The organism is Paenibacillus sp. FSL M7-0134, from assembly GCF_038007865.1.
Taxonomy (GTDB): Bacteria; Bacillota; Bacilli; order Paenibacillales; family Paenibacillaceae; genus Paenibacillus; species Paenibacillus polymyxa_B.
Window position 1 is genome coordinate 2,142,953 of sequence record NZ_JBBOXV010000002.1, and the last position, 21,930, is coordinate 2,164,882.

A 21,930-nucleotide genomic window follows, 5' to 3' on the forward strand; every position below is an offset into this window, starting at 1 on the left:
TTCATTCCCGATTCCCTTATATGAGGGGGCCGGGATTTTTTTATTTCTCGCTACTTACATACCGTCCATGTGGAGCACAGTTGCACTCCACATACTGGACAGGATTTTCTTTACTCCGCTATAGCGCACTAAGTTAGTCCGTCATCAGGAAGCCTGCTTGCTCCAGTGCAGCGCAGGCATCGTTAATTTTATCTTCATCCGAGGCATTCAAGGTATGCAGGTGGATGCCTCCCGTCAGCTGGGACAAATAAGTGGCCTGGGTGGAACTGATTTTACGGATAAAATCGTCCACTTCCTTGCGAGTTCCAACCCGTATCGGAGCAGTTAGATCCCCGTATACCGGATGCTCAACAATAACATCCTGCACACTTACACCGTAGTCCACAATCAGCTTTAGTTCCTCTTCTGTCTGTTCAGGTCGATGTTTACACACAATAATACGTGAGGCTAAGGGGGCTGTCTGACCCGCAGGCTCCATATAAATGTATCCTTGACTCGTTGCAAGGATAGGCTCTTGGCTTGCTTTTAACAGGGAAATATCCTGTACAATTACTTGTCTGGAAACGGAGGATCTGCGTGCCAGTTCGCTCCCGGTCAGCGGTGATTCGCTCTTCAGCCACAACAGCAGCTGCTCGCGGCGATCCGTACCTGACCGCTTTAAAGATTCAGTCAACGGGATAAGCTCCTTTCTTGTCGATGCGTCAGGTCTGTCAAAATATCTACCAGTACATTCAATTCCTCGATGGTGGTTGCCCTTCCGAAAGAAATACGGATAAATTGTAATGCTTCACGGTCGGATGCTCCAAGCGCTTGTAAGGCAGGCGAAGGATCGTGGTGTCCGGCGGCACATGCGCTTCCGGTTGATATACAGACACCTCTGCGATTACATTCCAGCATAACATATTGTCCCTCGTAACCGTGAAAAAAACATCCAACTATATGATGAAGCACTGCTTTATTCTCGCTTTCCTGTACGACCCAACGTAACGGAATGGATCTTTCCTGAATTTTCCTAATAAAGTGTCTTCTCAGGGTAGCATATCGCTCCTGATGCGACTCCATCTGTTCGGTCATCATTTCTGCCGCCGCGACAAAGGCTGCAATCCCGGGAACATTAACCGTTCCAGGACGAAATCCGTTTTCATGTAGCGTATCAGGGTACACGGGACGCCACGGGGTTCCGGGTTTGAGATATGCAGCACCGACACCTTTGGGGCCATACACTTTATGGCTCGATACAGAGAGTGCATCTACTCCCATGGCTTCTACATCTAAGAGAATATTCCCAAATGTCTGTACCGCATCACTGTGCAGCAAAATACCCCGTTCGTGTAGCAGGGGAGATATGGCAGCAAGGTCCTGAACCAGTCCCGTTTCCGAATTGGCGTGTTGTACAGATACAAGTCCGGTGTTTTCTCTCAGGTGAGGTAAAAGAGCTTCGCGAGTCATTCGTCCTTCCCGATCCGGTTGCACAATGGTCAGTTCATAGCCCTGACGTTCCAGCAAAGTAGCAAGGTTGTACATCGAGTGATGTTCCAAAGCGCTCATGATCCAATGCTTTTTATGCTGCGGCAACCCGTTCAGGATTGATTGCACAATCAACATATTGGATTCTGTTCCCCCGGTTGTAAAATAGATGCCTTCCTTTTGCCCGCCAATCATATTTGCTATTCGTTGCCTGCTGTAATCCAGCGTGTAGGCTGCTTGACCGCCCGCATCATGGAGGCTGCTGGCATTTCCGAACATTTCCTTATTTAATACGTTATACATATTTAGAGCTTCGTCACACATAGGTGTGGAAGCGGCATAGTCCAGATAAATCACAGCAATTCCTCCCTGCTCAAAAATAATTCCATTCAAAAACTCTTGAGATTATTGTAGGCATGTGTAAATATAAGTGTCAAGACACTTGTAAATATGTATGTACACAAAGCGGTTATCTGTTCGTGAGAGCGGGAACGATCAGCCGTATCGATATGGAGGGATTCTAATGTCTATGCTTAACGTTTTACAAGGAAATCGAGGGCTTATGCCAGAGCATTATAAGACACTGACGGTTGCTGACATGGAGCAGCGAGTGGCCGAGCTGAAACAAAAATGGGGACCCAAGCTGCTTATACCAGGCCATCACTATCAGAAGGACGAGGTTATTCAATTTGCTGATATAACAGGAGATTCTCTACAGCTTGCTCAAATGGCTGCACAAAATCAGGAAGCGGAGTTTATTGTATTTTGTGGGGTACATTTTATGGCGGAGACAGCGGATATGCTGACTACCGATCGACAGACTGTTGTACTGCCGGATATGCGCGCAGGCTGCTCGATGGCAGATATGGCGAACATAGAGCAGACAGAACGAGCGTGGAAGCATTTACAGGAGTTCGTAGGAGATACGATCATTCCGTTAACGTATGTAAATTCCACAGCAGAGATCAAAGCCTTTGTAGGACGACATGGCGGGGCTACCGTGACCTCTTCGAATGCCAAACAAGTGCTGGAGTGGGCGCTGAAGCAAAAGGAACGTATTTTGTTTTTGCCGGATCAGCATTTAGGTCGCAATACAGCTTACGATCTTGGAATTCCGCTGGCTGAAATGGCCGTGTGGAATCCCATGACCGATCAGCTGGAGACTGAACAGGACCCGGCAACCGTAAAAATTATTTTATGGAAAGGGCACTGCTCTGTTCATGAAAAATTCACGGTAGATCACATTCGCAATGTCCGCGAGCGTGATAAGAACATCCGGGTCATCGTGCACCCCGAATGCTCTTATGAGGTCGTACAGCTCGCAGATTGCGCGGGCTCCACAAAATTCATCATCGATACCATTCGCGCGGCAGAGCCGGGAACCCAATGGGCTGTTGGCACAGAAATGAATCTCGTGCAACGAATCAAACAGCAGTACCCTGAACAGCAGATTGAATCGCTCAATCCCGATATGTGTCCCTGTCTGACCATGAACCGGATCGATCTTCCCCATTTGCTGTGGGCAATGGAGCAGTTTGATCGGGGTGAGCCTGTGGGTGTGATTCGTGTGGATGCTCAGATCAGACAGGATGCTGTACTAGCATTGAATCGTATGCTTGCTATCCGTTAACCTTTTGCTGTTCCAGCGAGAATGCTGCTTAAAATCTTTGGTCTTATTTTAAAGAAGCAGGGAGCTTGACGCCAAGCAGACGGTTTCCGCTTTGAATAAATATCATTCCACCGGATTTGAGCGTTGGACCGAAGGAGCGTGAGCCTGTGTTGACAGCAAACACGGGCTTTAAGCTCATCAAATCATAGCCATGAAATACGCCATCTGATTGCCCGACATAGACTCCTTTACCGAATACGTCAGCTTGAACGGTCGGATTATCGCCGTCGTAATGAATGAATTGACCTGAGGACAGCTTCATAGCAGTCAGTCTGGATGTACTAAAATCTTGGTAGAACATGCGACCTTCATGAATAGACAATAAAGGAACAAGTTGATCATAGCCATTTTGCGCCCACTTGCGAGCAGGTTTGCTATCTGGTTTATAGTTCCAGAAGTCATAGGAAGCTAGTATCTTTCCCTGAAAGACATAAAGGTCTTTACCGTACAAAAAAGCAGAACCGTATATGCCTCCAGATTGGAAAGTGCCATCTTTATTTTCAGCCTCAGTCCATCGGTACTGACGATCTCCTTTGGATTCACCTGTCTTGAGGTCGTACTGTGCTATCGTAACTTTTCGATTTACCGGGTCATCATCAATCATAAACGTATTGGCAACAGAGTAGACAATCCCGTCTTTAACGGCCAGTGGAAAAGAACTTCTGAAGCTGTCCCAAAGCTTTTTGCCGGTTTTAGCGTCATAGGCATTAATCTGTTCAAAGGTCAGGCTGCCCTGTACATTATAGTTGCGGATAAGCACACCGTCAGTTTCCATTATTTCGCCCAAACCACTGTATGAGTTCTTATCCTCACTGATTTTCCACTTCACCTTGCCACTGACAGCATCAATGGCAGCCGTTTGCACCGATTGCATAATATATATAGTTGGACCAATGCGCTGAATACCATATGCTTCAGTAAATCCAAGCGGAGTGGACCACACTTTCTTGCCAGCTTCTGTAACGGCATAGATAGAACCGCTTCGTGTCATTCCGTAGATGATACCTTTGTTGTACGTTAAAACAGGGGTAAGTTGATCACCATATTGCCACAATTTCCGACCCGAACTGGCCTCAAGGGCAACCAGTCTATGGTTCGAGTCAACCGCGAATACCTTACCGTTTTCCGCTATTGCTACCGCCTTATCTGGATATCGGTTTCTATCGATTGGGATAACGGGAAAAGACCAGGAAGGTTTGATCACAGGTGCCTGGATTGTGGTGCTATAAGCGGCGTTACTCATGGAGACTGCAGATTGCTCTGCACTTGCCTTTTCAGTGAATCCATCGCTGATTAAGGGCAGCCCAATGCTGGCTAACGCCAATCCTGTAAACAATGTGCTGTGTATCGTTTTTCTCATACGCGCTGGCTCCTTTAATGGTTAATAGGGGAGTAAGGCTTTATAGAAAGTCACCTTTGATTAGACTGTAAATAAACCCAAAAGTTTCATGTTGTATTTACATTTTGGTTGTTTTGAGCATAAATACTTAAATTCAGTTGCTTGTGTCCAACCTGTATCTCTAATTAAAGATTAGTCGCTTGTCCGGTTTTCGTGCTATAATTGTAGCAACAAACCGAAGGAGGTGAATCCCTTGTTTGAGCTCCAGGACCTACTCCCTTATTTATTTACAATCGGCTTGCTGTGCACAGTGACTTATGCATATCTCGCTCATTTGCACGGCAATGTACCCGAATGCTGGGTCGAAGGCGGGCCCGTAAGGTCGCATGCTTCTCCACAGATGCCGATGTCTGCCCGTGGACAGGACATGCCTGTCCGGCTGGCCCGACATATCCGGCGTAAGGAAGCGCCGGATGAAGATGCATCCGATTGTTCTCCCTCGTTGAACGATGGCACAGCCAATCAACGAGGAGGAACATATGAAACGATTCAAGGGATTCACCTTTTGGGGTAAAAAAGAACGGATATTAGGATTAATGGTAGCGTTGGCGGTGGTTATGCTGCTGTCTGGTTGTGGTGCGAATGCTGCGGAGATAAATGCACAGACACCCGGATTTTTTAATCATTACGTGGTGTTCCCGCTTTCTTGGCTTATTCAGCAATTGGCGCAATGGTTTGGTGGAAGCTTTGGGCTGGCGATTATGACTTTGACATTCATTGTCCGGCTGGCCTTACTGCCTCTTATGATGCGTCAAACGCGTGCCCAGCAGGGGATGAAGCGTAAGATGAGCGCCATGCAGCCCGACTTGGACCGAATTAAGAAGAAGTATGAAAACAAGAAAGATACCACCAGCCAGCAGAGTATGCAGCAGGAAATGATGTCGCTTTATAAAGAGCATCAATTCAATCCGCTTAATATCGGTTGTCTGCCTATTCTCATTCAGCTCCCGATCTTGAGCGGTATGTACACTGCAATCCGCTTAACCCCGGAGCTGGCGTCACACTCCTTCCTATGGTTCCGGCTCGGACAGCCGGACTGGATTTTGGCAATCGTCGTCGCAGTTGTATACTTGGCACAGGCCAAGCTTTCTCAGCTTCAGATGACGCCTGACCAGCGCAAGCAATTTGCGATTATGGGCTATCTTTCACCGATTATGATGGCGGTCTTTTCCTTTAATGCCCCTTCTGCCATGCCATTATATTGGACAGTAAGCGGCACCTTTTTGCTGCTTCAGTCGCTGTGGTTCCGCAGACGCTATCCAATAGAGGAAGCAGAGAGTAAGGTTAAACTTGGAGAAGTCACACCAACCTAAATAGAAGATGATGTTTGTTTAACTTGGGAATTGCGCTTGTAGTATGCCAAGTGTAATCATAGGATGTCATTCGAGCCGTTTATAAGGCTTAGAATGGCGTCCTTTTTTGATGCTGCTTTTTCGCTACATTCCGCTTGTGATTTTGTAGTCAATATGAAATCCTTATATTATAAAATGATTCTTAAAGTTGGGAGAGGCTATATGAGAACTCCAACCACGTCCATAGAATGGTATGATCATCAAATAAGGGAGGACGGATGCTATTGCATGAGAAGCGTGCAAAAAGCACCGGGCTATATACCAACAGGGATGCCTCATGGGCGCCTGCTCCCGACCTTTTCAAAAAAATGGGTTTCAACATGTGGAGGATGCACCTAGTCTTTGAATGAAATGATAACAGAAAAATGGGTAAAGTAAGATATATACGAAAGCTAATGCTGGACTTTGTTTTATCACGCAATGAATGTTATGGAGGAACTATAGAAAATGAAGCAAACACCAACAAAGCTGCCCATTTCCTTAGCACTGCTCACATGTATAGTATGTGCACTCGGTTTTAGCTTAATCGCATTATGGGTGAGCGACCATCAAATACGGTATTTTGACCAGAAAATTATTATGGCTATTCGACAGCTGGAGTCGCCCGCCATGACCCGTCTAATGAAATTTTTCACCATGATCGGCAGCGGGATTCCAGTTGTGATCATCATTTTAATTGCCATGTTCGTGCTTTATAGAGTATTGGGACACCGCAGAGAACTGCTTTTTTTGGCGGTTGGTGTGTTGGGATCGGTAATGCTGAATACGATACTGAAATTGCTTTTTCAGCGTGCGAGACCGGAGATTAACCGTATTATTGAAGAGAATGGATACAGCTTTCCGAGCGGACATTCCATGACAGCTTTCAGCATGTACGCTGCGCTGACATTTTTAGTGTGGAAGCATGTTCCTTCTAGGCTGGGGCGTATCCTTCTTATTGTGCTCAGCAGTCTGCTGATTGTAGCAATCGGAACGAGCCGCATTTATTTGGGCGTACATTATCCGAGCGACGTTGTGGGTGGCTATTTTATGAGTGGCTGCTGGATGGCGGCTTGTATTTGGTTTTATCAGCGGTACGAAGAACGACGAATGCTGCCACTTCGCTCCAAATCGACAGCATAATAGGTAGCATAAATAAATGAAGCATATAAAAAAGCAGACGCTTTAGCGTCTGCTTTTCATTTGGACAGAGGAAGTGTGTTCAGTCATCTTAGTTCTGGCCTGTTCACCAGGCTTGAGCCCCAGCTTCTGCTCCCATTTTCCATAAAATATAATAGCCGCCTGCATGAAGATGCCAGGAAGCTTCCGGCTTCGAATGAATTGATGAACGCCAATGGCACAACCTGCACCAATAAGCGCACCTGCCAAAATATCCGAGGGATAATGCACTCCGGTCCACACGCGGGATACTGCGATGAGTACAGCCAAGATAACCCAGAGAACACGGGATTTTTGATGATGAATCCATAAAATGGCAGCCAGAGCAAACGCTCCAAGTGCATGGTTACTTGGGAATGAAGCATTAGGATCATGGTGAACAAGCTGAATGACTGAATGTCCGACAAAAGGTCGATCTCTGTAAAACAAATGTCCAAGGCCCCAACTAATTACAAAACCGATACAAACCGTTATAACGGCTTCTAAAACCATCATCCGATGCGGCATTTTAAAAGTGAACCAGTAAATCAGCAAAGCCACTCCGAATAAATATGGTGCATATTGCGCCAAGAAACGCATGGTTCCATTCAAAAAGGCGAGGGAATTAGCCAGTTCATTGATCCAGTGAAATAAAGCATAATCTACATTAATTAACATGAATAAATTACTCCTTAACATCAAAAAATTGAATAACAAAGTTATATTATAGAGCGACTACACGGATAAAAGCTTAAAATCAAATAAAAAATGAATGTCATTTCCATTACTCATTTGTTTTTTCTATAGAAAATAGGTGGTTTTGCGATGGAAAAGTCGGTGCTGGTCATTGATGATGAAGAGAAGATATCCAGATTGCTTCAGTTGGAGTTATCCCATGAAGGATATGCAGTTGAAATCGCACAGACGGGCAGAGAAGGATTGGAAAAAGCTCTAGTAGGTACATGGGATATCATCATACTGGATGTAATGCTGCCGGAGATGAACGGGGTCGAGGTACTGAAGCAGATTCGAAAAGTGGACAATCATACACCAGTAATTATGGTCACTGCACGTAACACGACTCCTGATAAGGTTTCAGGTCTGGATGAAGGTGCCAATGATTACATTACGAAGCCTTTTGAGATCGAGGAGTTATTAGCGCGGATGCGGGCCAGTATGAGGCATCAAATGGAGCCAACAGCTACCGCTTTACAAGAAGAGGACAAGCCGCCGTCTAGGCTCCAAGTGGATAGTTTGGTGTTGGAACGCAAAACCAGGTCAGTAGTGCGGGAAGGAAACCGAATCGAACTGACGCCAAAAGAATATGATCTGCTTCTTTATCTGATGGAGCACAAAAATCAGGTATTGCAGCGGGATCAAATGATTCAGGACGTGTGGGGATTTGATTTTGTCGGTGATACGAATGTCGTAGATGTGTATATCCGATATGTTCGCAAAAAAATTGATCATGGATACAAAAAGAAATTGATAAAAACCGTGCGCGGTGTTGGGTACTTCATCCGGGAGGAAGACTAGTGAAGCTTCGGACCAAAATCACCCTGCTCAGTTCTATTTTAGTGATGTCGATACTCCTGTTTGTGGATGTTACAGTTCACCTATTGTTCGTCAAAATCGCTACGCGAAATGAAAGAGAAGTGCTGCAAAATAAGTGGACTGAAATCATTGCCGAAACCGGACCCACGATGATTCTGAAGAATGCATGGGGCCCCAAACTGAAAGATGAGCTTTCTGGAGATACCATTTTGAGGGTATTTGATCAGCAATCCCGACTTTTGTATGAAGTAAGTCGCCAGTCCCGCTTTAAGCTGGGCGATATACGTTTTAACACTTCTCAAAGCTCTCAACTGACAGATGTACAGGGTCATAAAATTCTGGTTATCCATCTGCCTGTGCTTTCTCTGGAGGGCAATCAGAAGGGGACGCTGGAGATCGTGGAAAAATGGGATGCACTCGAAACCAATCTCGATATTTTAAATACGATTCTCATCACATCGACTGTAGGGGCTATGTTGCTAAGCTTGGTAGGAAGCACGATTTTGGCGAATGCCATATTGCTGCCGATTTCCAGTAGTATTCAAACGATGCAGGAAATTGAAAGAAGCTTGAAATTTAAAAAAATCCCCGCTGGCAGTCATAATCAAGATGAATTGTCCCAAATGACCGCCACTTTTAACCGAATGATGGAGAGATTAGAAGAAAGCTTTCAGAGCCAGCAGCAGTTTGTTTCAGATGCCTCACATGAGCTGAACACCACTCTTATGATTATTGAGGGCTATGCCAACATGCTGCGGCGGTGGGGCACGCGTGACGAGGACATTCGTAAGGAATCCATTGAATCGATCTATGAAGAAACTCAGCGAATGCGTACGATGACACAGCAGTTGCTGACTCTTGCCTCCTCACAGCAGAAAGATCCTGAGCCGCATGAGCGGATAGAAATGATCGGTTGTTGTCAACAGGTGGTAGCGCATCTCAAGCCTGTACATGATCGTCAAATTTCTATTTTAACAGAAGAGAACGAAATTTGGCTGGATGCCAATCTGACAAAAATAAAGCAGTTGCTAGTGATCCTGCTGGATAATGCATTAAAATACAGCTCGGATGAGATCGAAATAGGGTTATCTACAGATGAAAAGGATGTCTATATCCAGGTTAAGGATTATGGGATCGGAATACCTGAGGGCGAGATCAAGCGGGTCTTTGAACGATTTTATCGGGTAGATAGCTCCAGGCATCGTAAAACCGGAGGAACGGGGCTGGGGTTGCCAATTGCCAAGGCAATTACAGATGCCCATCAGGGTACGATACGCATGGAGAGCGTAGAAGGAGAAGGAACGGTAGTCATCGTCACGCTGCCCCAAAGACAACAGGAAAGGCTGTCCCTCCAGTAGATATATCTACTAGCGGGACAGCCCTTTTTATCATCTAAAATTTATTCTAAAGGACACGACGTGCTGTTGTGTAATTGCGACTCCACCATCCGGAATTTAGATCTGTAACCGTTACGCCGCCTTTACCATACGTATGCAGAATTTTGCCGTTCCCCATGTAAATGGCTACATGATGAATTGGTGCATAGAAAAAGACCAAATCGCCTTTTTTCAGCTGACTACGCGGTACAAAAGTGCCAACAGTTGATTGCTGTCTAGACGAACGTGGTAGCTTAATGCCATTTTGTGCAAATACATATTGAGTGAATGAAGAGCAGTCAAAAGAGCTTGTATTGCCAGCTGGGGCTCCATGCTCATAACGCACACCCATAAACTGGGAGCCTTTAGAAATAATCCGATCAGCTTTACTTGCCGAAGCAGCATGAGTGGTGGCTGGTCCAACGACGAAGCTCCCTGCGCTCAATGCCAAAGTCATAGTAAAGCAAATACCCATCCACAATTTTTTAGAAGTATGTTTCATATATAAATTCCTCCGTTATTCGTATTGTGTTGATGTCCTGAAATGACAATAACACAAATAAAATATCCGGAATTTACCACTCATGGTTACAAACCTGTTACCCCAACGCTTTGTCCTCATTTATTAGAAAACGATGAGAATTTTCTCCTTAATTTTGGCTTGACAAATTGTATAGACTCCACTTATAGATAGGCTCGTATGACAAAAAGCGACTTGCAGACGATTGGCACAAGCAATCACGCAAAATATACATACCTATATACTACAATTTATAACTTGTACGGGAGTATGCTCTGATTCCCGTTGACATTGTAAGGATCACACCGTATTTCCGGTCAGGAAGGGGAATTCGTATGGCTTCAAAACAGAATAAAGCACTCAAAAAACGGCGTCTAACCATTGTTCAGGTCATTTCTAACTATCCAGATGCACAGCCGGTACCCTCCAACAAGGGCGGAACGGAAAAGGTCGTGCATGAATTAACTGAGGAATTGGTGAGACGAGGGCATCATGTATCTCTTTTTGCCGCTCTTGGGAGCAGGAGCAGTGCGCGGTTGATTACCTATCCCAAGGGTTTGAAACATAGTCAGATCCCCCAATATGTACTCCGGCATATGCCTTCCGACACACATATCATTCATGATCATACCTTTCGTTCTGCTGTAGGGCGTAGGAAGCTGCCTTGTCCATCAGTATGCACCGTTCATCTTCCAGTGAAGAGACACGGTAAAAACCCGGTATATGTCAGTAAACGAGCACGTCAGCTGATGGGCAGGGGCAAAGGATTTTATATCTATAACGGCATTAACACACATGAATACGAGTTCAGCAGTGAGAAGCGTGGCTACTTGCTGTTCATGGGCAGAATTATACGAAATAAAGGTGTATTGCAGGCCATTCAGGTTGCAGAACGAACAGGAAAAAAACTGCTTATTGCAGGTCCTATCAAAGCTCCAGAATTTTTCCGCAAAGAGATTCAGAAACGAATTCAGCGTAATCCGAATATACGCTATGTGGGGGCAGTTGGAGGCGATCAGAAACAGAAATTGCTGAAACATGCAGAGTGTCTGTTGTTTCCGACACTGTGGGAAGAGCCATTTGGACTCGTTATGGTTGAGGCCATGGCTTGTGGAACACCGGTGCTGGCATTAAAAAACGGCTCCGTTCCCGAGGTGCTCTCGGGCTTTCCACAGTTGATTTGCAAATCGGTTAGCCAAATGGCACGAAAAGCACAGCAAAAAAACTACCCGTCACCAGCGAAGCTGCGTTTGTATGTGACTCAAAGATTTACCAACAAACAGATGACCAGTAACTACTTAAGACTATACCGTGAAATCATCCGTCGGCGAGAACAAAAGAGAGGACAACGACAGCCTACACGGAGGTGAGGGGAATGCAGGTTAAACGGTATATGCTCGGAAAGGGCTCTTGGGCAACTCCTTATTATATAGCCACAGGGGCACAGAAAGGTCCGTGTGTGATGGTGGTGGCGGGAATACATGGTAAAGAAATAGCAAGCATACGAGCTGCTGAGAAACTGGTAAAGCTTTTGAATCAGCAAAAACTGCGATTTAGCCAGGGTAAGCTTATAATTGTACCGATTGTAAATCAAGAGGCTTACCGCAAACGGATTAGAGGAATACCTGATCTTAATCGAACCTTTCCGCGCAAAAAAAAGCAGCTGGCAACACAACCACTTTCCGCTGCTCTATTCAAATTAACACAAAAGCATCAACCGGAATGGTATCTCGACTTGCATGAGGCTAACGGATTGTCACAAAAGGATTCCAAGGTGCTTGGTCAAACGCTAATCACCAACAAAGCCAATTCGGTGGTTCCTGCGGTTCGCCGGATTATTAAGCGAATGAATCGCTCCATCCAGGTGAGCGACCGACATTTCAACATTCGGCTGCATGAGCTCCCAGGTTCCTCCCGCACTGCTGCAGCCCGCATTTTAGGTACACGCGCGGTTACCGTGGAAACGGGTTGGAGCCTGCCCAAGAAAGTACGCATACACTATCAGTTAGAGATTGTCCGGCATTTTTTAAAAGAAGCCGGAATAGTCAAAGGCAACGAGGTATATTTATCTGCCAAGGTTAGAACTATTATCTCAAGAAAATATGGCATCACAAAATAAAATCGCTTCTGGAGCAAGGATTTTTTCACCTTGCTCAGGAGCGATTTATTATGTGCGACCTCCGTTCAGAATCCGTAGCGTGCTATGTTATATCTGAGGATTTTGCAAAAATCTAATAAGCGACTTCCAATGAACAATATATAGATCGCAATGCTCTAGTTCGTCTATATATTGCACTTTGGAGCGACTGGAATCGAATTTTGCAAAATCCTGATCTATGTGTTGTCAGGCCTCGGATTTATAGAAGGCATTCACCAAGCTGTTCCCCAGACGTACCTCAATCAGCTCCAGTGGTGTATCCAGATCGGCACGGATCGTGTGATACGTATCAACCGGAATGCTAAATACAGAACCGCTTGCGGCAGCAAAACGCTCTCCGTTCAGCATGACCTCTCCACGACCGGACACAATCGTCCATACTTTAAGTCCACTGCCGTGAATACGGCCATTCAAGCGGTGATCTGGCAGTACCGTCAGCCGTATGGCCAGTATATCGTTCAGACTCCGATGATCAAACTCGTCCAGCACCCGGTAACTGCCCCAAGAGGTTTCACCATGCATGGGGTGAAGTTGAAGTTTACCTAGCTGCTCCTTGATTACGTGGGCATGGCTCTTGGACGCAATGAGAATGCCGTCGGGACTCGCAGCAGCAATAATATCTTCCACGCCAATGACATGAATTGGATAGGGCAGCTCATTGACGATGTGCGTACCAAGAGTCTGACCACTAATCTGTCCACGCCCGATCACTTGGCTGCTTAGCTGCTCTGTTAGGGCCTGCCAGTTGCCGATGTCGTGCCATTCGCCATCGTAGGGCAGGACGATGGCATGTTCGGCACGCTCTGCAATCTCCTCATCAAAACTGCGAACCGGGAGGCTATCATACATTGCGCATAATGCTTTATCGTTCAGCGGCAAATAACTTCGCTCCATACAGGACAGCATATACCGTAATGTAAAAGCGTAAACACCACAGTTCCACAGCGCGCCCTGATGAATAAGCTGTTGTGCCCCGGAGAGATCCGGCTTTTCTGTGAAGCGGGCAACTTGCGCATAAGAAGTTTTCCCTTCCCGTATCATTTGCAGACCCGGAACGACATAGCCGTATTGGTCGGAGGGATGAGTAGGCCTTGTCCCAAGCATAGCCAGATCGGCTCCGCTCTCAAGCAATAAGCCGGAGAGCGCTGCTATGCTATGGAAGAAATCCTCCCCTGCATACATGTCCGCTGGAGCAATGCAGAGAACTTCATCCAGCCCCGTGCCTCTGGTGTGAAAATAAGCAGCCGCCAGTGCAGCTGCGGTGAAGGTTCCCCGTTTGGCAGGCTCGCCTAGAACGGGCAGACGACCTTCTGTATGGCGAAAGGCTAGATTTACCTGACTCCGATGAGCCAGAAGCAGGGCTGAGGAATCCAGCCCGGCTAAGGTGAGCTGACGGTACACCCGGCGGAGCATAGATTCCTTTCGCCCGTCAGGAGCGGACAACAACCGGAGAAACAGCTTCGACCGGATTTCGTTGGATAGTGGCCATAGCCGTTTTCCGGCACCACCGCATAACAATACGATGCGCACGGACGTTTCCTCCTTCAATGCAGATCCATTGTACTGCATCATTTTGCAGGATTTTAAGAACTATTTTAGCGATGATTCAATCTTTGTTTTTGGAGCAAGCTGGTACACCTTGCGTTGATGAAAAGATAAGGAGCGATAGCTCTTGGCCAAGACATCCAATTGTTTTTGCGACAGGGAAGAAGCCCGACTATGAAGCGCTTTATTCAATGACTTGCGCAAAATCATCCGAGAGGGCTGATTGCTGTATAAATAGTTGGCATACGTTTCATATTCGGAAAACCCAAACTGTTTTGTCCGGTCTATACTGTGGATAATTGCGTTGTACCAAGGTTTTCCATGTCGGGCCTCGATAACTTGCTTGAGCTGGGTAAGCCGCGCTTTTTCAAAAAGCATATAGTGAGTAACAAAGGACTTTGGTGAGGGCGCTTTAACGCCCATCAACTTGTGATGGGTGCGAAAATACTCAGGCTGGCTCCAGCTGCGGTAGTAAAAAATCGTTTTTCCGTCTTTACGGAACGTATGTGGACGAATCAAAATCGTGTCCGCGTCAATGACGAGAAAAAAAGAGGCTTTACTGATTTTGTCGCCATTCATTTTGAGCAATTGTTGATACAGCCAGCCTGAGCGGTCCCAGCGCGTTGTCCCGTAATGAATATGTTTTTTGGTGATGGGCAGCACCGTTTTTTCGTCTATAAATGTACATTTCTTGTTTACGCACAGACGGCGAATCCCGGTGCTTTGCGGTGAAACGATATAAATATTTCCAATTCGGTGCTGCACGTGACGGCGCAGACTATCAATCACCAGCGGTAGTGTGGCAATATCTTTATCAATTGCGGGAATCAGAACATCGATTGTAAGGGAACCCTTCCGTGGCCCATCCGATTGCGCTGACATGTTATTCACTCCCTATATGTGCAAATATATGCTCCCAGCGTCTCACAATATCGTATGCTTGGACAGGCGCTTTCGACCGGGCAAGGTCAAACGTCCATTTCTATGCAGGACAGGGCTGATGAAGCTTCGAATGGGGAGTTAGCGCATACGATAGATTGATCTTTTTTAACAGGAGCGTTCTACCTGAGAGTAGAGAGGAGAGGGGCAAGTGAATTCTTCAAAAGCGCAGGCGTTGCGCAGCAAATGGCATAAAACCCAATTGTTGCTCCAGCATGGAAGCATCAAACCTTATGTACCAGAAACTCGCAAATATAACAAAGCAAATTTGAAGTCAATGCTGGAGAAATACGGTATGGTCTATGTAAAACCCGAGCGAGGTACCTTTGGTAAAGGTGTAATGAGAGTAGAGCAGGAGGCCGGCCAGCGTTTCGCCTATCAATATGAGGAAACGCGTCAAGAATTCAAACATTTGGATGCACTATATACCAGCCTATCGAAACATACGGGGAAGAAAAGTTATCTCATTCAAAAGGGAATCCATTTACTACGCCATCAAATGCGTTATTTTGATATTCGGGTTATGGTGCAGCGGAATGAAAAAGGGCTATGGGAGTCTACCGGAATTATTGGACGTCTTGGTCATCCTCGTAAAATCGTGACTAACTATCATAGTGGTGGTAAGCCGATGGCCTTGGAGCAGTTACTAAAATCCCATTTATCGCAAAGCAAACAGGCGGAGCTGGTCAAGAAACTAAATGAACTGGGTCTTACCATCGCCAAACAACTGCAAAAAACATATCCGAATTTCCGGCAAATTGGTGTGGACATTGGACTGGATCATCGCTTTATCCCGTGGATTATTGAGGTGAATACGAAGCCGGACCCATATATTTTTAACCAATTAACAGATAAGTCCATGTACAGTAAAGTGTTAAGCTATTGGCGACTGGCTAATGAAAAAAGGAAAGTCTCCGTCCCAAGCAAAGATACAAATAAAGACAAGAATAAAGATAAGAGTAAAGATAAAAATAAGAATGTAATTAAAGATTCAAAAAAAGAAAAAATATCTTGACCAGTAGATTGCTTCATTGCCAGCAGCTAATACAGAAAAAAGGATGAATATTTCATAATTCATCCTTTTTAATTAGGATATTTATTTTTAAACGCGCCAAGTACCCAGTTGTTTACGTATAAGTACGATTTGTCCACTATGATATGCATCGTGCAGCGTCCACCGCGATAATTCTGCACCGAGAGTTTCGGAGCCGAAAGGCTTATCCAGATCAGCATCAGTCAAAGCAGTAATGGCGACAAGCAGTTGGTTTACAATAGCTTCTGCTTCTTTCAGTGTCTTCTGCCATCCTTCATGGTCTTCAGTATCCCCTGGCGGACCGAATGTCTCATCGTTGCTTATTCCAGTTGAGCTTACAGGTCGGTCAGTTAAACGTCTCAAAATACGCTCATTGTAATAATTAATGTGACGAACCGTTTGCCAAATCGTGTTTCCTCCACCTGGTGGTGTCCAAGTGGCTTCCTGTGTATTCACACCGTGAAGTGCTGCGGCAAGAGGAACAATCCATTCTTCCTTATCCCATGAATTTTCTCTTTGCAATACCAGCATATTTACTCGATCTCGGCTCACCTAACCCAACTCCTTTTGTAGGGATGTAACTAGCTAAATGTAGAATAAATCGTTACAATTAATAATGTAGCATGACAAAATAAGATTTGCAACCAGTTAAAATGATTTTAGTGGTTACAGGCGGTAGGGGGAACTCTTTTGAATACACTTTGGACTGATTTTGTAAACAGCGAATGGCATGACTGGAGAGGTAGCGGGCGTTCAGAAGATCGTTTGTTGAAGCCGGAATGGCAAAATGACTTTCTCATACAGTGGCAATTTTCCGCTCCGGTCCCAGCCAGTGCAGAAGATATCGAAGAAATGCAAATTCTCCGGCGGGAATTGCGTAGCTTCGCTGAGCACCTGACTTCCGGAGGACAAATGACATCTGATCTGGTGGATACGATTAACCGGAAGATGATAGAAGGGGGGCCGGTCACTCGCTTATTAAAGCAACAGGATGAGCATTTCAACATTGTGCTGGAACCTGTGGCAAACGGCTGGAAAAAAGTGCTGGCAGAGGTGGTAGCCGATTTTGCCCAGGCATTCGTCAATAGCGGCGGCTCTAGAATTCGTATTTGCGATAATACCGATTGCCGATGGGTATTTTACGATGATACCCGAAATCGGTCAAAGCGGTTTTGCGACGATAAGATGTGCGGTAATTTGATGAAGGTACGTCGATTTCGCGAACGTAAGAAACAGTAGATGAAGCGAGAGAATTTACATGAGCAGTACATGTTGAGCCCACTCCTATATGAACAATGGAGTGGGTTATTTAAAATTGAACAACCAGTGACCCTATGCTATGCTTACATGAAAGAGAAGCTAGACGTACTAACGATGATCTTTACTATGCGTATAAACATCTGATGATACGACGAATAGAAAGGATGTAAGCCATGAATTCTGTCATTGAACTTAACAATGTAAGCTGGAAAAGAGATAACCGCACCATACTGGACCAAATCAATTGGCAGGTAGCTGAGGGAGAGCACTGGGCTGTACTCGGCTTGAATGGGTCAGGTAAAACAACGATGCTCAATATGATTAACGGTTACATATGGCCAACCACAGGTAGTGTCGGTGTATTGGGCCATACCTTTGGAGATGTGGATCTGAGGGAACTGCGCAAATCTATCGGTTGGGTCAGTTCCTCTTTACAGGAAAGAATTAATGGGAGTCAGCGTACGCAGGATGTTGTCATTAGTGGCAAATTTGCCTCCATTGGACTTTATGATCAGACGACGGATACAGATTATGAACAGGCCGTTCAGCTTATGACGCAACTGGGGTGTGCTCATCTGGTGGATCGGTTGTATCAGGGATGCTCACAGGGAGAAAAGCAAAAAGTGCTTATCGCCCGTGCATTAATGGCCTCGCCCAAGCTACTGATTTTGGACGAGGCGTGTAATGGTTTGGACTTTTTCTCCCGGGAAGCATTGCTGGATAGCGTTCGCCAGTTATCGGAGTCGCCGGCTTCGCCGAATTTACTGTATGTTACACATCATATCGAAGAAATTCTACCGATGTACACGCATACGATTCTAATCCGCCGGGGCACGGTATTTGCCAAAGGTAAAACGACTGATATTCTAAGCAGTGAAACGCTTAGTGCTTTTTTTGAAACGCCTGTGCAAGTAGAATGGAGACAGAATCGCGCATGGCTCTCTATGGTGTAGAGAGTCTTTTTTGCTCGCTAACCTGCTACCAACATAATCAGAATAGGCAAAATCAGGAATGAGGCAAGCGTGCTCCACAGGATGCAGGTGGAAACCAGTTTTGGCGATGCATTAAATTTTTCTGCTAAAATGACAGCATTCACAGCAACCGGCATCGAGGCCAAAATGAAAAGAACGGAGAACAAAAGGCCTGAAATTCCGAGTATCAGCATAGCAAGACAAGCCGCAAGCGGCGAGAGCAGAAGCCGAATTGTTAGTCCGGCGTAGCTGGCTTTTTTAATAGACGACTCCAGCTTGAATATTCTCACATAAGCCATCTGGGTGCCAAGGATCGCCAGCACGACCGGAGAATAGGCGGCAGCAATCATCGAGACGCCTGACTGAATCCCTAAGGGAAGATGCCAGTCCAGCAGCCGCAGTCCCATGGCGAGTAGAGCTGCATAGATCGCAGGAAGTGAAAACACCGACTTAACAGCACTTTGAACAGAAAATTCAGAGCGGGCTGCAAAGTAAACGCCAATGGTATTGACCATAATCATCTGGATGACGACATACACGGAGGCTTTATCCAGACCGAGCTGCCCAAAGGCAAGTAAAATAAGGGGCAGGCCATAATTTGCACTATTGGTCAGCGTAGAGATTAAGGTAAGTCCAGCCGTTTCCGGAGTGCTCAGTCTAAAGATTTTCCCCGCTAATTGTGCAATTCCCCACAACAGCAGCAGGTTCAGTATTGAAAAAGCGGCAGTCTGCGCCACATCATGCCAGGAAAGCTGTGCTTTGAGTAGCGTGTCCAGAATCATTGCGGGGCTTAAAAAATATAAATACAAAGTCGAGAGCGGTTTCGTTTCCAGCTTCATGAATTTGCCGAGTAAAAATCCGGCGATCACCGGAATGGACAGCGGAACGATAACGGATAATAGAGTTGAAAGTACGATTTGAATCATGAATTCCACCCATCCTTTCTGTAATGACATTTTCCATTATAAGACGCTACTTTCGAGCCCGTCCAAGATGAAAATACAATCAAGGTCATAGGTACATACTATGAAGCTTTCGACACTTATTGTGAAAACAACAAAAGGGATGCCCACAGCCATGTTGAACGGCTAATAGGGCATCCCTCTTGTTATAATGAACTAATGATTCTGCTGATTTATGCAGTAGCCACGGTTTCCGCTTTGGTTCGGCAATCGTCAGAGCAATAGTGCTGATGCTGTTCTTCGCAATCCGGACATACGATATGCTGGAGATTGCACACCGGGCAATTGATATAATGATCGCTCGGCGTTTCACAATGGAAGCACTTGCCAACAATGACGTCCTCATCCGTATGATTGATCGGAATCGAGATTCGTTCGTCAAATACGTAGCATTTACCGTCAAACAAACGTCCTTGTACTTCCGGGTCCTTGCTGTAAGTCACAATGCCGCCATCCAACTGGCCTACATCGTTAAATCCTTCTTTGATCAGAAGACCTGACAACTTTTCGCAACGGATACCTCCGGTGCAGTACGTCAGGATTTTCTTGTCTTTGAACTGAGTCATATTGTCGCGAATCCATTGTGGAAATTCACGGAACGATTCGACTTCGGGGCGAATCGCCCCACGGAAATGACCGATGTCATATTCATAGTCATTACGTCCGTCCAGAACAACTACATCTTCATCTTGAAGCTGTTCATAAAACTCCTTTGGTGACAGACGCTTACCGCTAATTTCATTAGGGTCCAGCTCATCTTCATGACGCAGCGTAACAAGCTCCTGACGATGGCGTACAAATATTTTCTTGAACGCATGACCGTCAGACTCATCTATTTTAATAACGATATCGTGGAATTTCGGATTGGCGCGCAAATCACGCATATATTGCTCCGTTTGCTCTACTGTACCAGACAGTGTTCCGTTGATTCCTTCCGCAGCAATCAAGATTCTTCCCTTGACGCCCAGCTCCTTGCAGTAAGCCAGATGCTCTGCCGTAAAGGTGGCAGGATCTTCAATGTTGACATATTTGTAAAACAACAAAATTCGATAAGCATGTTCACACACGTAAAATCACCCTCTGATTCAAGTCAAAGTTTTTTAACAAGCAATTTTAAATGTACCACATTCTTTAAGTTAGTCAACTTAAATGTATAAAAAGTGGAAATGGAAAAGATGACGAGCGACAAAAGTAAGGGTTTACATTATAATAGTAACGTAGTGATGAGGAGATTTTTAGTAGCAGGATGAGTTCTACTAGATGAAAGGATGAATGAAATGAAACATCATTTGACAGCGCATACACCACCTATGGGGTGGAATAGCTGGGATTGCTACGGTGCAGCAGTACGGGAAGAGGAAGTACGGGGAAATGCTCAATATATGGCGGAGCACCTGAAGGAATATGGTTGGGAATATGTCGTGGTAGATATTCAGTGGTATGAGTCAGGAGCAGTATCTTCACAGTATCGCCCGTTTGTCCCATTGGAAATGGATTCATTTTCACGTCTTATTCCAGCGGTGAATCGTTTTCCTTCGGCAGCAGATGGACGAGGCTTCCAAGCTCTTGCGGAATATGTACACGGACTGGGATTGAAATTTGGTATACATATTATGAGAGGCATCTCCCGTCAGGCGGTGCACCAGGATACCCCGATTTTGGGAACCACAGCCACGGCGAGACAAATTGCGCATCCCAACTCTATTTGTCCTTGGAACACAGATATGTATGGGGTAGATGCATCCAAGGAGGGCGCACAGGAGTACTATAATTCATTGTTTGACCTGTATGCGGAATGGGGTGTGGATTTTGTCAAAGTAGATGACATTGCTGCATCACGTCTCTATGGTATTCATTTGGCGGAAATTGAATTGATTAGGCGAGCTATCGCCCAATGCGGACGTCCGATGGTGTTGAGTCTATCGCCTGGTCCGGCACCGCTGGAGCATGCATCCGATTTAATCGCAAACGCGAATATGTGGCGTATGACGGATGACTTCTGGGATGTATGGCCTTTACTGTATGGTATGTTTGAGCGCTGCGAAAAATGGGCGGAACATGTAGGTCCAGGTCACTGGCCGGATTGCGACATGCTACCACTGGGTCATCTGGGTATTCGTTCGGTAGATTCGGTAGATTCCGGCAGCCATGACCGATGGACACGCTTTACGAAGGATGAGCAGCTAACGATGATGACCTTGTGGAGCATTTTCCGATCTCCACTGATGTTCGGGGGGGAACTGCGGGATAATGATGCATGGACCCTTTCCTTGCTAACTAATGAAGAAGTGTTAAATGCTCATCACAACGGTTTGAATGCGCGGCAGGTGTATAGAAAGGATGAACATATCGTTTGGACTTCACATAACGAGGAGGGTCATGTATATGTAGCTTTGTTTAATGCTGGAGATGAAGCTTCAAAGGTGCGTGTATCCTTAAAAGACCTTGGTATTGAAGGGCATCCAAATGCCAGAGATTTATGGAACCATATAGATTTAGGTGTTTTAGCACAAGAACTGTCCGCAGATTTACCTCCTCACGGAGCAGCGCTATTTATTTTGAAATAATGTAAGGAAGAACTATGCGCA

22 protein-coding genes are annotated in these 21,930 nt (G+C 45.7%); 12 read left to right on the top strand and 10 right to left on the bottom strand.

Translation table 11 applies throughout. The features are described 5' to 3' along the window. Nucleotides 1–133: 133 nt before the first annotated feature. Both NSQ58_RS25190 and NSQ58_RS25195 read right to left on the bottom strand, forming a co-directional pair. Nucleotides 134–673 (bottom strand): transcription repressor NadR, encoded by a 540-nt coding sequence (locus NSQ58_RS25190; protein ID WP_028541390.1) that lies wholly within the window; start codon nucleotides 671–673, stop codon nucleotides 134–136. Continuing rightward, a complete protein-coding gene (locus tag NSQ58_RS25195; protein ID WP_341058409.1) occupies nucleotides 670–1,824 on the bottom strand; it encodes an IscS subfamily cysteine desulfurase in 1,155 nt (384 codons plus the stop codon). Before NSQ58_RS25195 ends, NSQ58_RS25190 begins: the two co-directional genes overlap by 4 nt. A 166-nt stretch (nucleotides 1,825–1,990) precedes the next feature. Between NSQ58_RS25195 and nadA the strand changes: the two genes are divergently transcribed. Beyond that, the gene (nadA, locus tag NSQ58_RS25200) at nucleotides 1,991–3,097 is read left to right on the top strand and encodes a quinolinate synthase NadA (RefSeq protein ID WP_341058410.1); all 1,107 of its coding nucleotides are present in this window, start codon (nucleotides 1,991–1,993) and stop codon (nucleotides 3,095–3,097) included. A 43-nt stretch (nucleotides 3,098–3,140) separates the two neighbouring features. Here nadA and NSQ58_RS25205 read toward each other — a convergent pair whose 3' ends face one another. Further along, nucleotides 3,141–4,496: an outer membrane protein assembly factor BamB family protein gene (locus NSQ58_RS25205; protein ID WP_023988456.1), complete on the bottom strand. Its 1,356-nt coding sequence runs from the start codon at nucleotides 4,494–4,496 to the stop codon at nucleotides 3,141–3,143. A gap of 223 nt (nucleotides 4,497–4,719) precedes the next feature. Between NSQ58_RS25205 and NSQ58_RS25210 the strand changes: the two genes are divergently transcribed. The 3 genes from NSQ58_RS25210 (at nucleotide 4,720) to NSQ58_RS25220 (ending at nucleotide 7,009) form a co-directional block, all read left to right on the top strand. Next, on the top strand, nucleotides 4,720–5,049 hold the full coding sequence (locus NSQ58_RS25210; protein WP_231118746.1) for a hypothetical protein: 330 nt from the start codon (nucleotides 4,720–4,722) through the stop codon (nucleotides 5,047–5,049). Then, nucleotides 5,015–5,848 (top strand): membrane protein insertase YidC, encoded by an 834-nt coding sequence (yidC, locus tag NSQ58_RS25215; RefSeq protein WP_023988458.1) that lies wholly within the window; start codon nucleotides 5,015–5,017, stop codon nucleotides 5,846–5,848. Before NSQ58_RS25210 ends, yidC begins: the two co-directional genes overlap by 35 nt. Before the next feature lie 486 nt (nucleotides 5,849–6,334). Continuing rightward, on the top strand, nucleotides 6,335–7,009 hold the full coding sequence (locus NSQ58_RS25220; RefSeq protein ID WP_338533548.1) for a phosphatase PAP2 family protein: 675 nt from the start codon (nucleotides 6,335–6,337) through the stop codon (nucleotides 7,007–7,009). A 42-nt stretch (nucleotides 7,010–7,051) separates the two neighbouring features. Here NSQ58_RS25220 and NSQ58_RS25225 read toward each other — a convergent pair whose 3' ends face one another. Continuing rightward, nucleotides 7,052–7,702: an undecaprenyl-diphosphatase gene (locus NSQ58_RS25225; RefSeq protein ID WP_341058412.1), complete on the bottom strand. Its 651-nt coding sequence runs from the start codon at nucleotides 7,700–7,702 to the stop codon at nucleotides 7,052–7,054. 147 nt (nucleotides 7,703–7,849) lie between these two features. On the opposite strand from NSQ58_RS25225, the gene NSQ58_RS25230 reads away from it, so the two are divergent. Both NSQ58_RS25230 and NSQ58_RS25235 read left to right on the top strand, forming a co-directional pair. Continuing rightward, nucleotides 7,850–8,560: a response regulator transcription factor gene (locus tag NSQ58_RS25230; RefSeq protein ID WP_341058414.1), complete on the top strand. Its 711-nt coding sequence runs from the start codon at nucleotides 7,850–7,852 to the stop codon at nucleotides 8,558–8,560. After that, nucleotides 8,560–9,936, top strand: coding sequence for a sensor histidine kinase (locus NSQ58_RS25235; RefSeq protein WP_028541385.1), 1,377 nt, complete (start codon nucleotides 8,560–8,562; stop codon nucleotides 9,934–9,936). Before NSQ58_RS25230 ends, NSQ58_RS25235 begins: the two co-directional genes overlap by 1 nt. A gap of 46 nt (nucleotides 9,937–9,982) precedes the next feature. On the opposite strand, the gene NSQ58_RS25240 is transcribed toward NSQ58_RS25235, so the two are convergent. After that, a complete protein-coding gene (locus NSQ58_RS25240) occupies nucleotides 9,983–10,456 on the bottom strand; it encodes a C40 family peptidase (protein WP_028541384.1) in 474 nt (157 codons plus the stop codon). 353 nt (nucleotides 10,457–10,809) lie between these two features. Between NSQ58_RS25240 and NSQ58_RS25245 the strand changes: the two genes are divergently transcribed. Next, nucleotides 10,810–11,844, top strand: coding sequence for a glycosyltransferase family 4 protein (locus tag NSQ58_RS25245; RefSeq protein WP_023988465.1), 1,035 nt, complete (start codon nucleotides 10,810–10,812; stop codon nucleotides 11,842–11,844). 5 nt (nucleotides 11,845–11,849) lie between these two features. After that, nucleotides 11,850–12,593 (top strand): succinylglutamate desuccinylase/aspartoacylase family protein, encoded by a 744-nt coding sequence (locus NSQ58_RS25250; protein ID WP_076265377.1) that lies wholly within the window; start codon nucleotides 11,850–11,852, stop codon nucleotides 12,591–12,593. A gap of 225 nt (nucleotides 12,594–12,818) precedes the next feature. Here NSQ58_RS25250 and NSQ58_RS25255 read toward each other — a convergent pair whose 3' ends face one another. After that, nucleotides 12,819–14,162: a sugar phosphate nucleotidyltransferase gene (locus NSQ58_RS25255; protein WP_071558792.1), complete on the bottom strand. Its 1,344-nt coding sequence runs from the start codon at nucleotides 14,160–14,162 to the stop codon at nucleotides 12,819–12,821. Nucleotides 14,163–14,222: 60 nt separating this feature from the next. Next, nucleotides 14,223–15,059 (bottom strand): DUF6492 family protein, encoded by an 837-nt coding sequence (locus tag NSQ58_RS25260; protein WP_071558791.1) that lies wholly within the window; start codon nucleotides 15,057–15,059, stop codon nucleotides 14,223–14,225. Between the two features lie 208 nt (nucleotides 15,060–15,267). On the opposite strand from NSQ58_RS25260, the gene NSQ58_RS25265 reads away from it, so the two are divergent. Further along, the gene (locus tag NSQ58_RS25265; protein ID WP_071558790.1) at nucleotides 15,268–16,131 is read left to right on the top strand and encodes a YheC/YheD family protein; all 864 of its coding nucleotides are present in this window, start codon (nucleotides 15,268–15,270) and stop codon (nucleotides 16,129–16,131) included. Nucleotides 16,132–16,218: 87 nt separating this feature from the next. Here the strand turns inward: NSQ58_RS25265 and NSQ58_RS25270 are convergent, their stop codons facing one another. Beyond that, on the bottom strand, nucleotides 16,219–16,701 hold the full coding sequence (locus tag NSQ58_RS25270) for a DinB family protein (protein WP_023988470.1): 483 nt from the start codon (nucleotides 16,699–16,701) through the stop codon (nucleotides 16,219–16,221). Between the two features lie 138 nt (nucleotides 16,702–16,839). On the opposite strand from NSQ58_RS25270, the gene NSQ58_RS25275 reads away from it, so the two are divergent. Further along, a complete protein-coding gene (locus NSQ58_RS25275) occupies nucleotides 16,840–17,388 on the top strand; it encodes a CGNR zinc finger domain-containing protein (protein ID WP_023988471.1) in 549 nt (182 codons plus the stop codon). A 194-nt stretch (nucleotides 17,389–17,582) separates the two neighbouring features. Then, nucleotides 17,583–18,362, top strand: coding sequence for an ABC transporter ATP-binding protein (locus tag NSQ58_RS25280; protein ID WP_023988473.1), 780 nt, complete (start codon nucleotides 17,583–17,585; stop codon nucleotides 18,360–18,362). A 17-nt stretch (nucleotides 18,363–18,379) separates the two neighbouring features. Here NSQ58_RS25280 and NSQ58_RS25285 read toward each other — a convergent pair whose 3' ends face one another. Next, entirely contained in the window at nucleotides 18,380–19,306 is a 927-nt protein-coding gene (locus tag NSQ58_RS25285) for an AEC family transporter (protein ID WP_028541378.1), read from the bottom strand. Between the two features lie 209 nt (nucleotides 19,307–19,515). Then, nucleotides 19,516–20,409, bottom strand: coding sequence for an oxygen-dependent tRNA uridine(34) hydroxylase TrhO (gene trhO, locus NSQ58_RS25290; protein ID WP_028541377.1), 894 nt, complete (start codon nucleotides 20,407–20,409; stop codon nucleotides 19,516–19,518). Nucleotides 20,410–20,619: 210 nt separating this feature from the next. Between trhO and NSQ58_RS25295 the strand changes: the two genes are divergently transcribed. Further along, on the top strand, nucleotides 20,620–21,909 hold the full coding sequence (locus tag NSQ58_RS25295; protein WP_103744891.1) for a glycoside hydrolase family 27 protein: 1,290 nt from the start codon (nucleotides 20,620–20,622) through the stop codon (nucleotides 21,907–21,909). The last annotated feature ends 21 nt before the right edge of the window (nucleotides 21,910–21,930 follow it).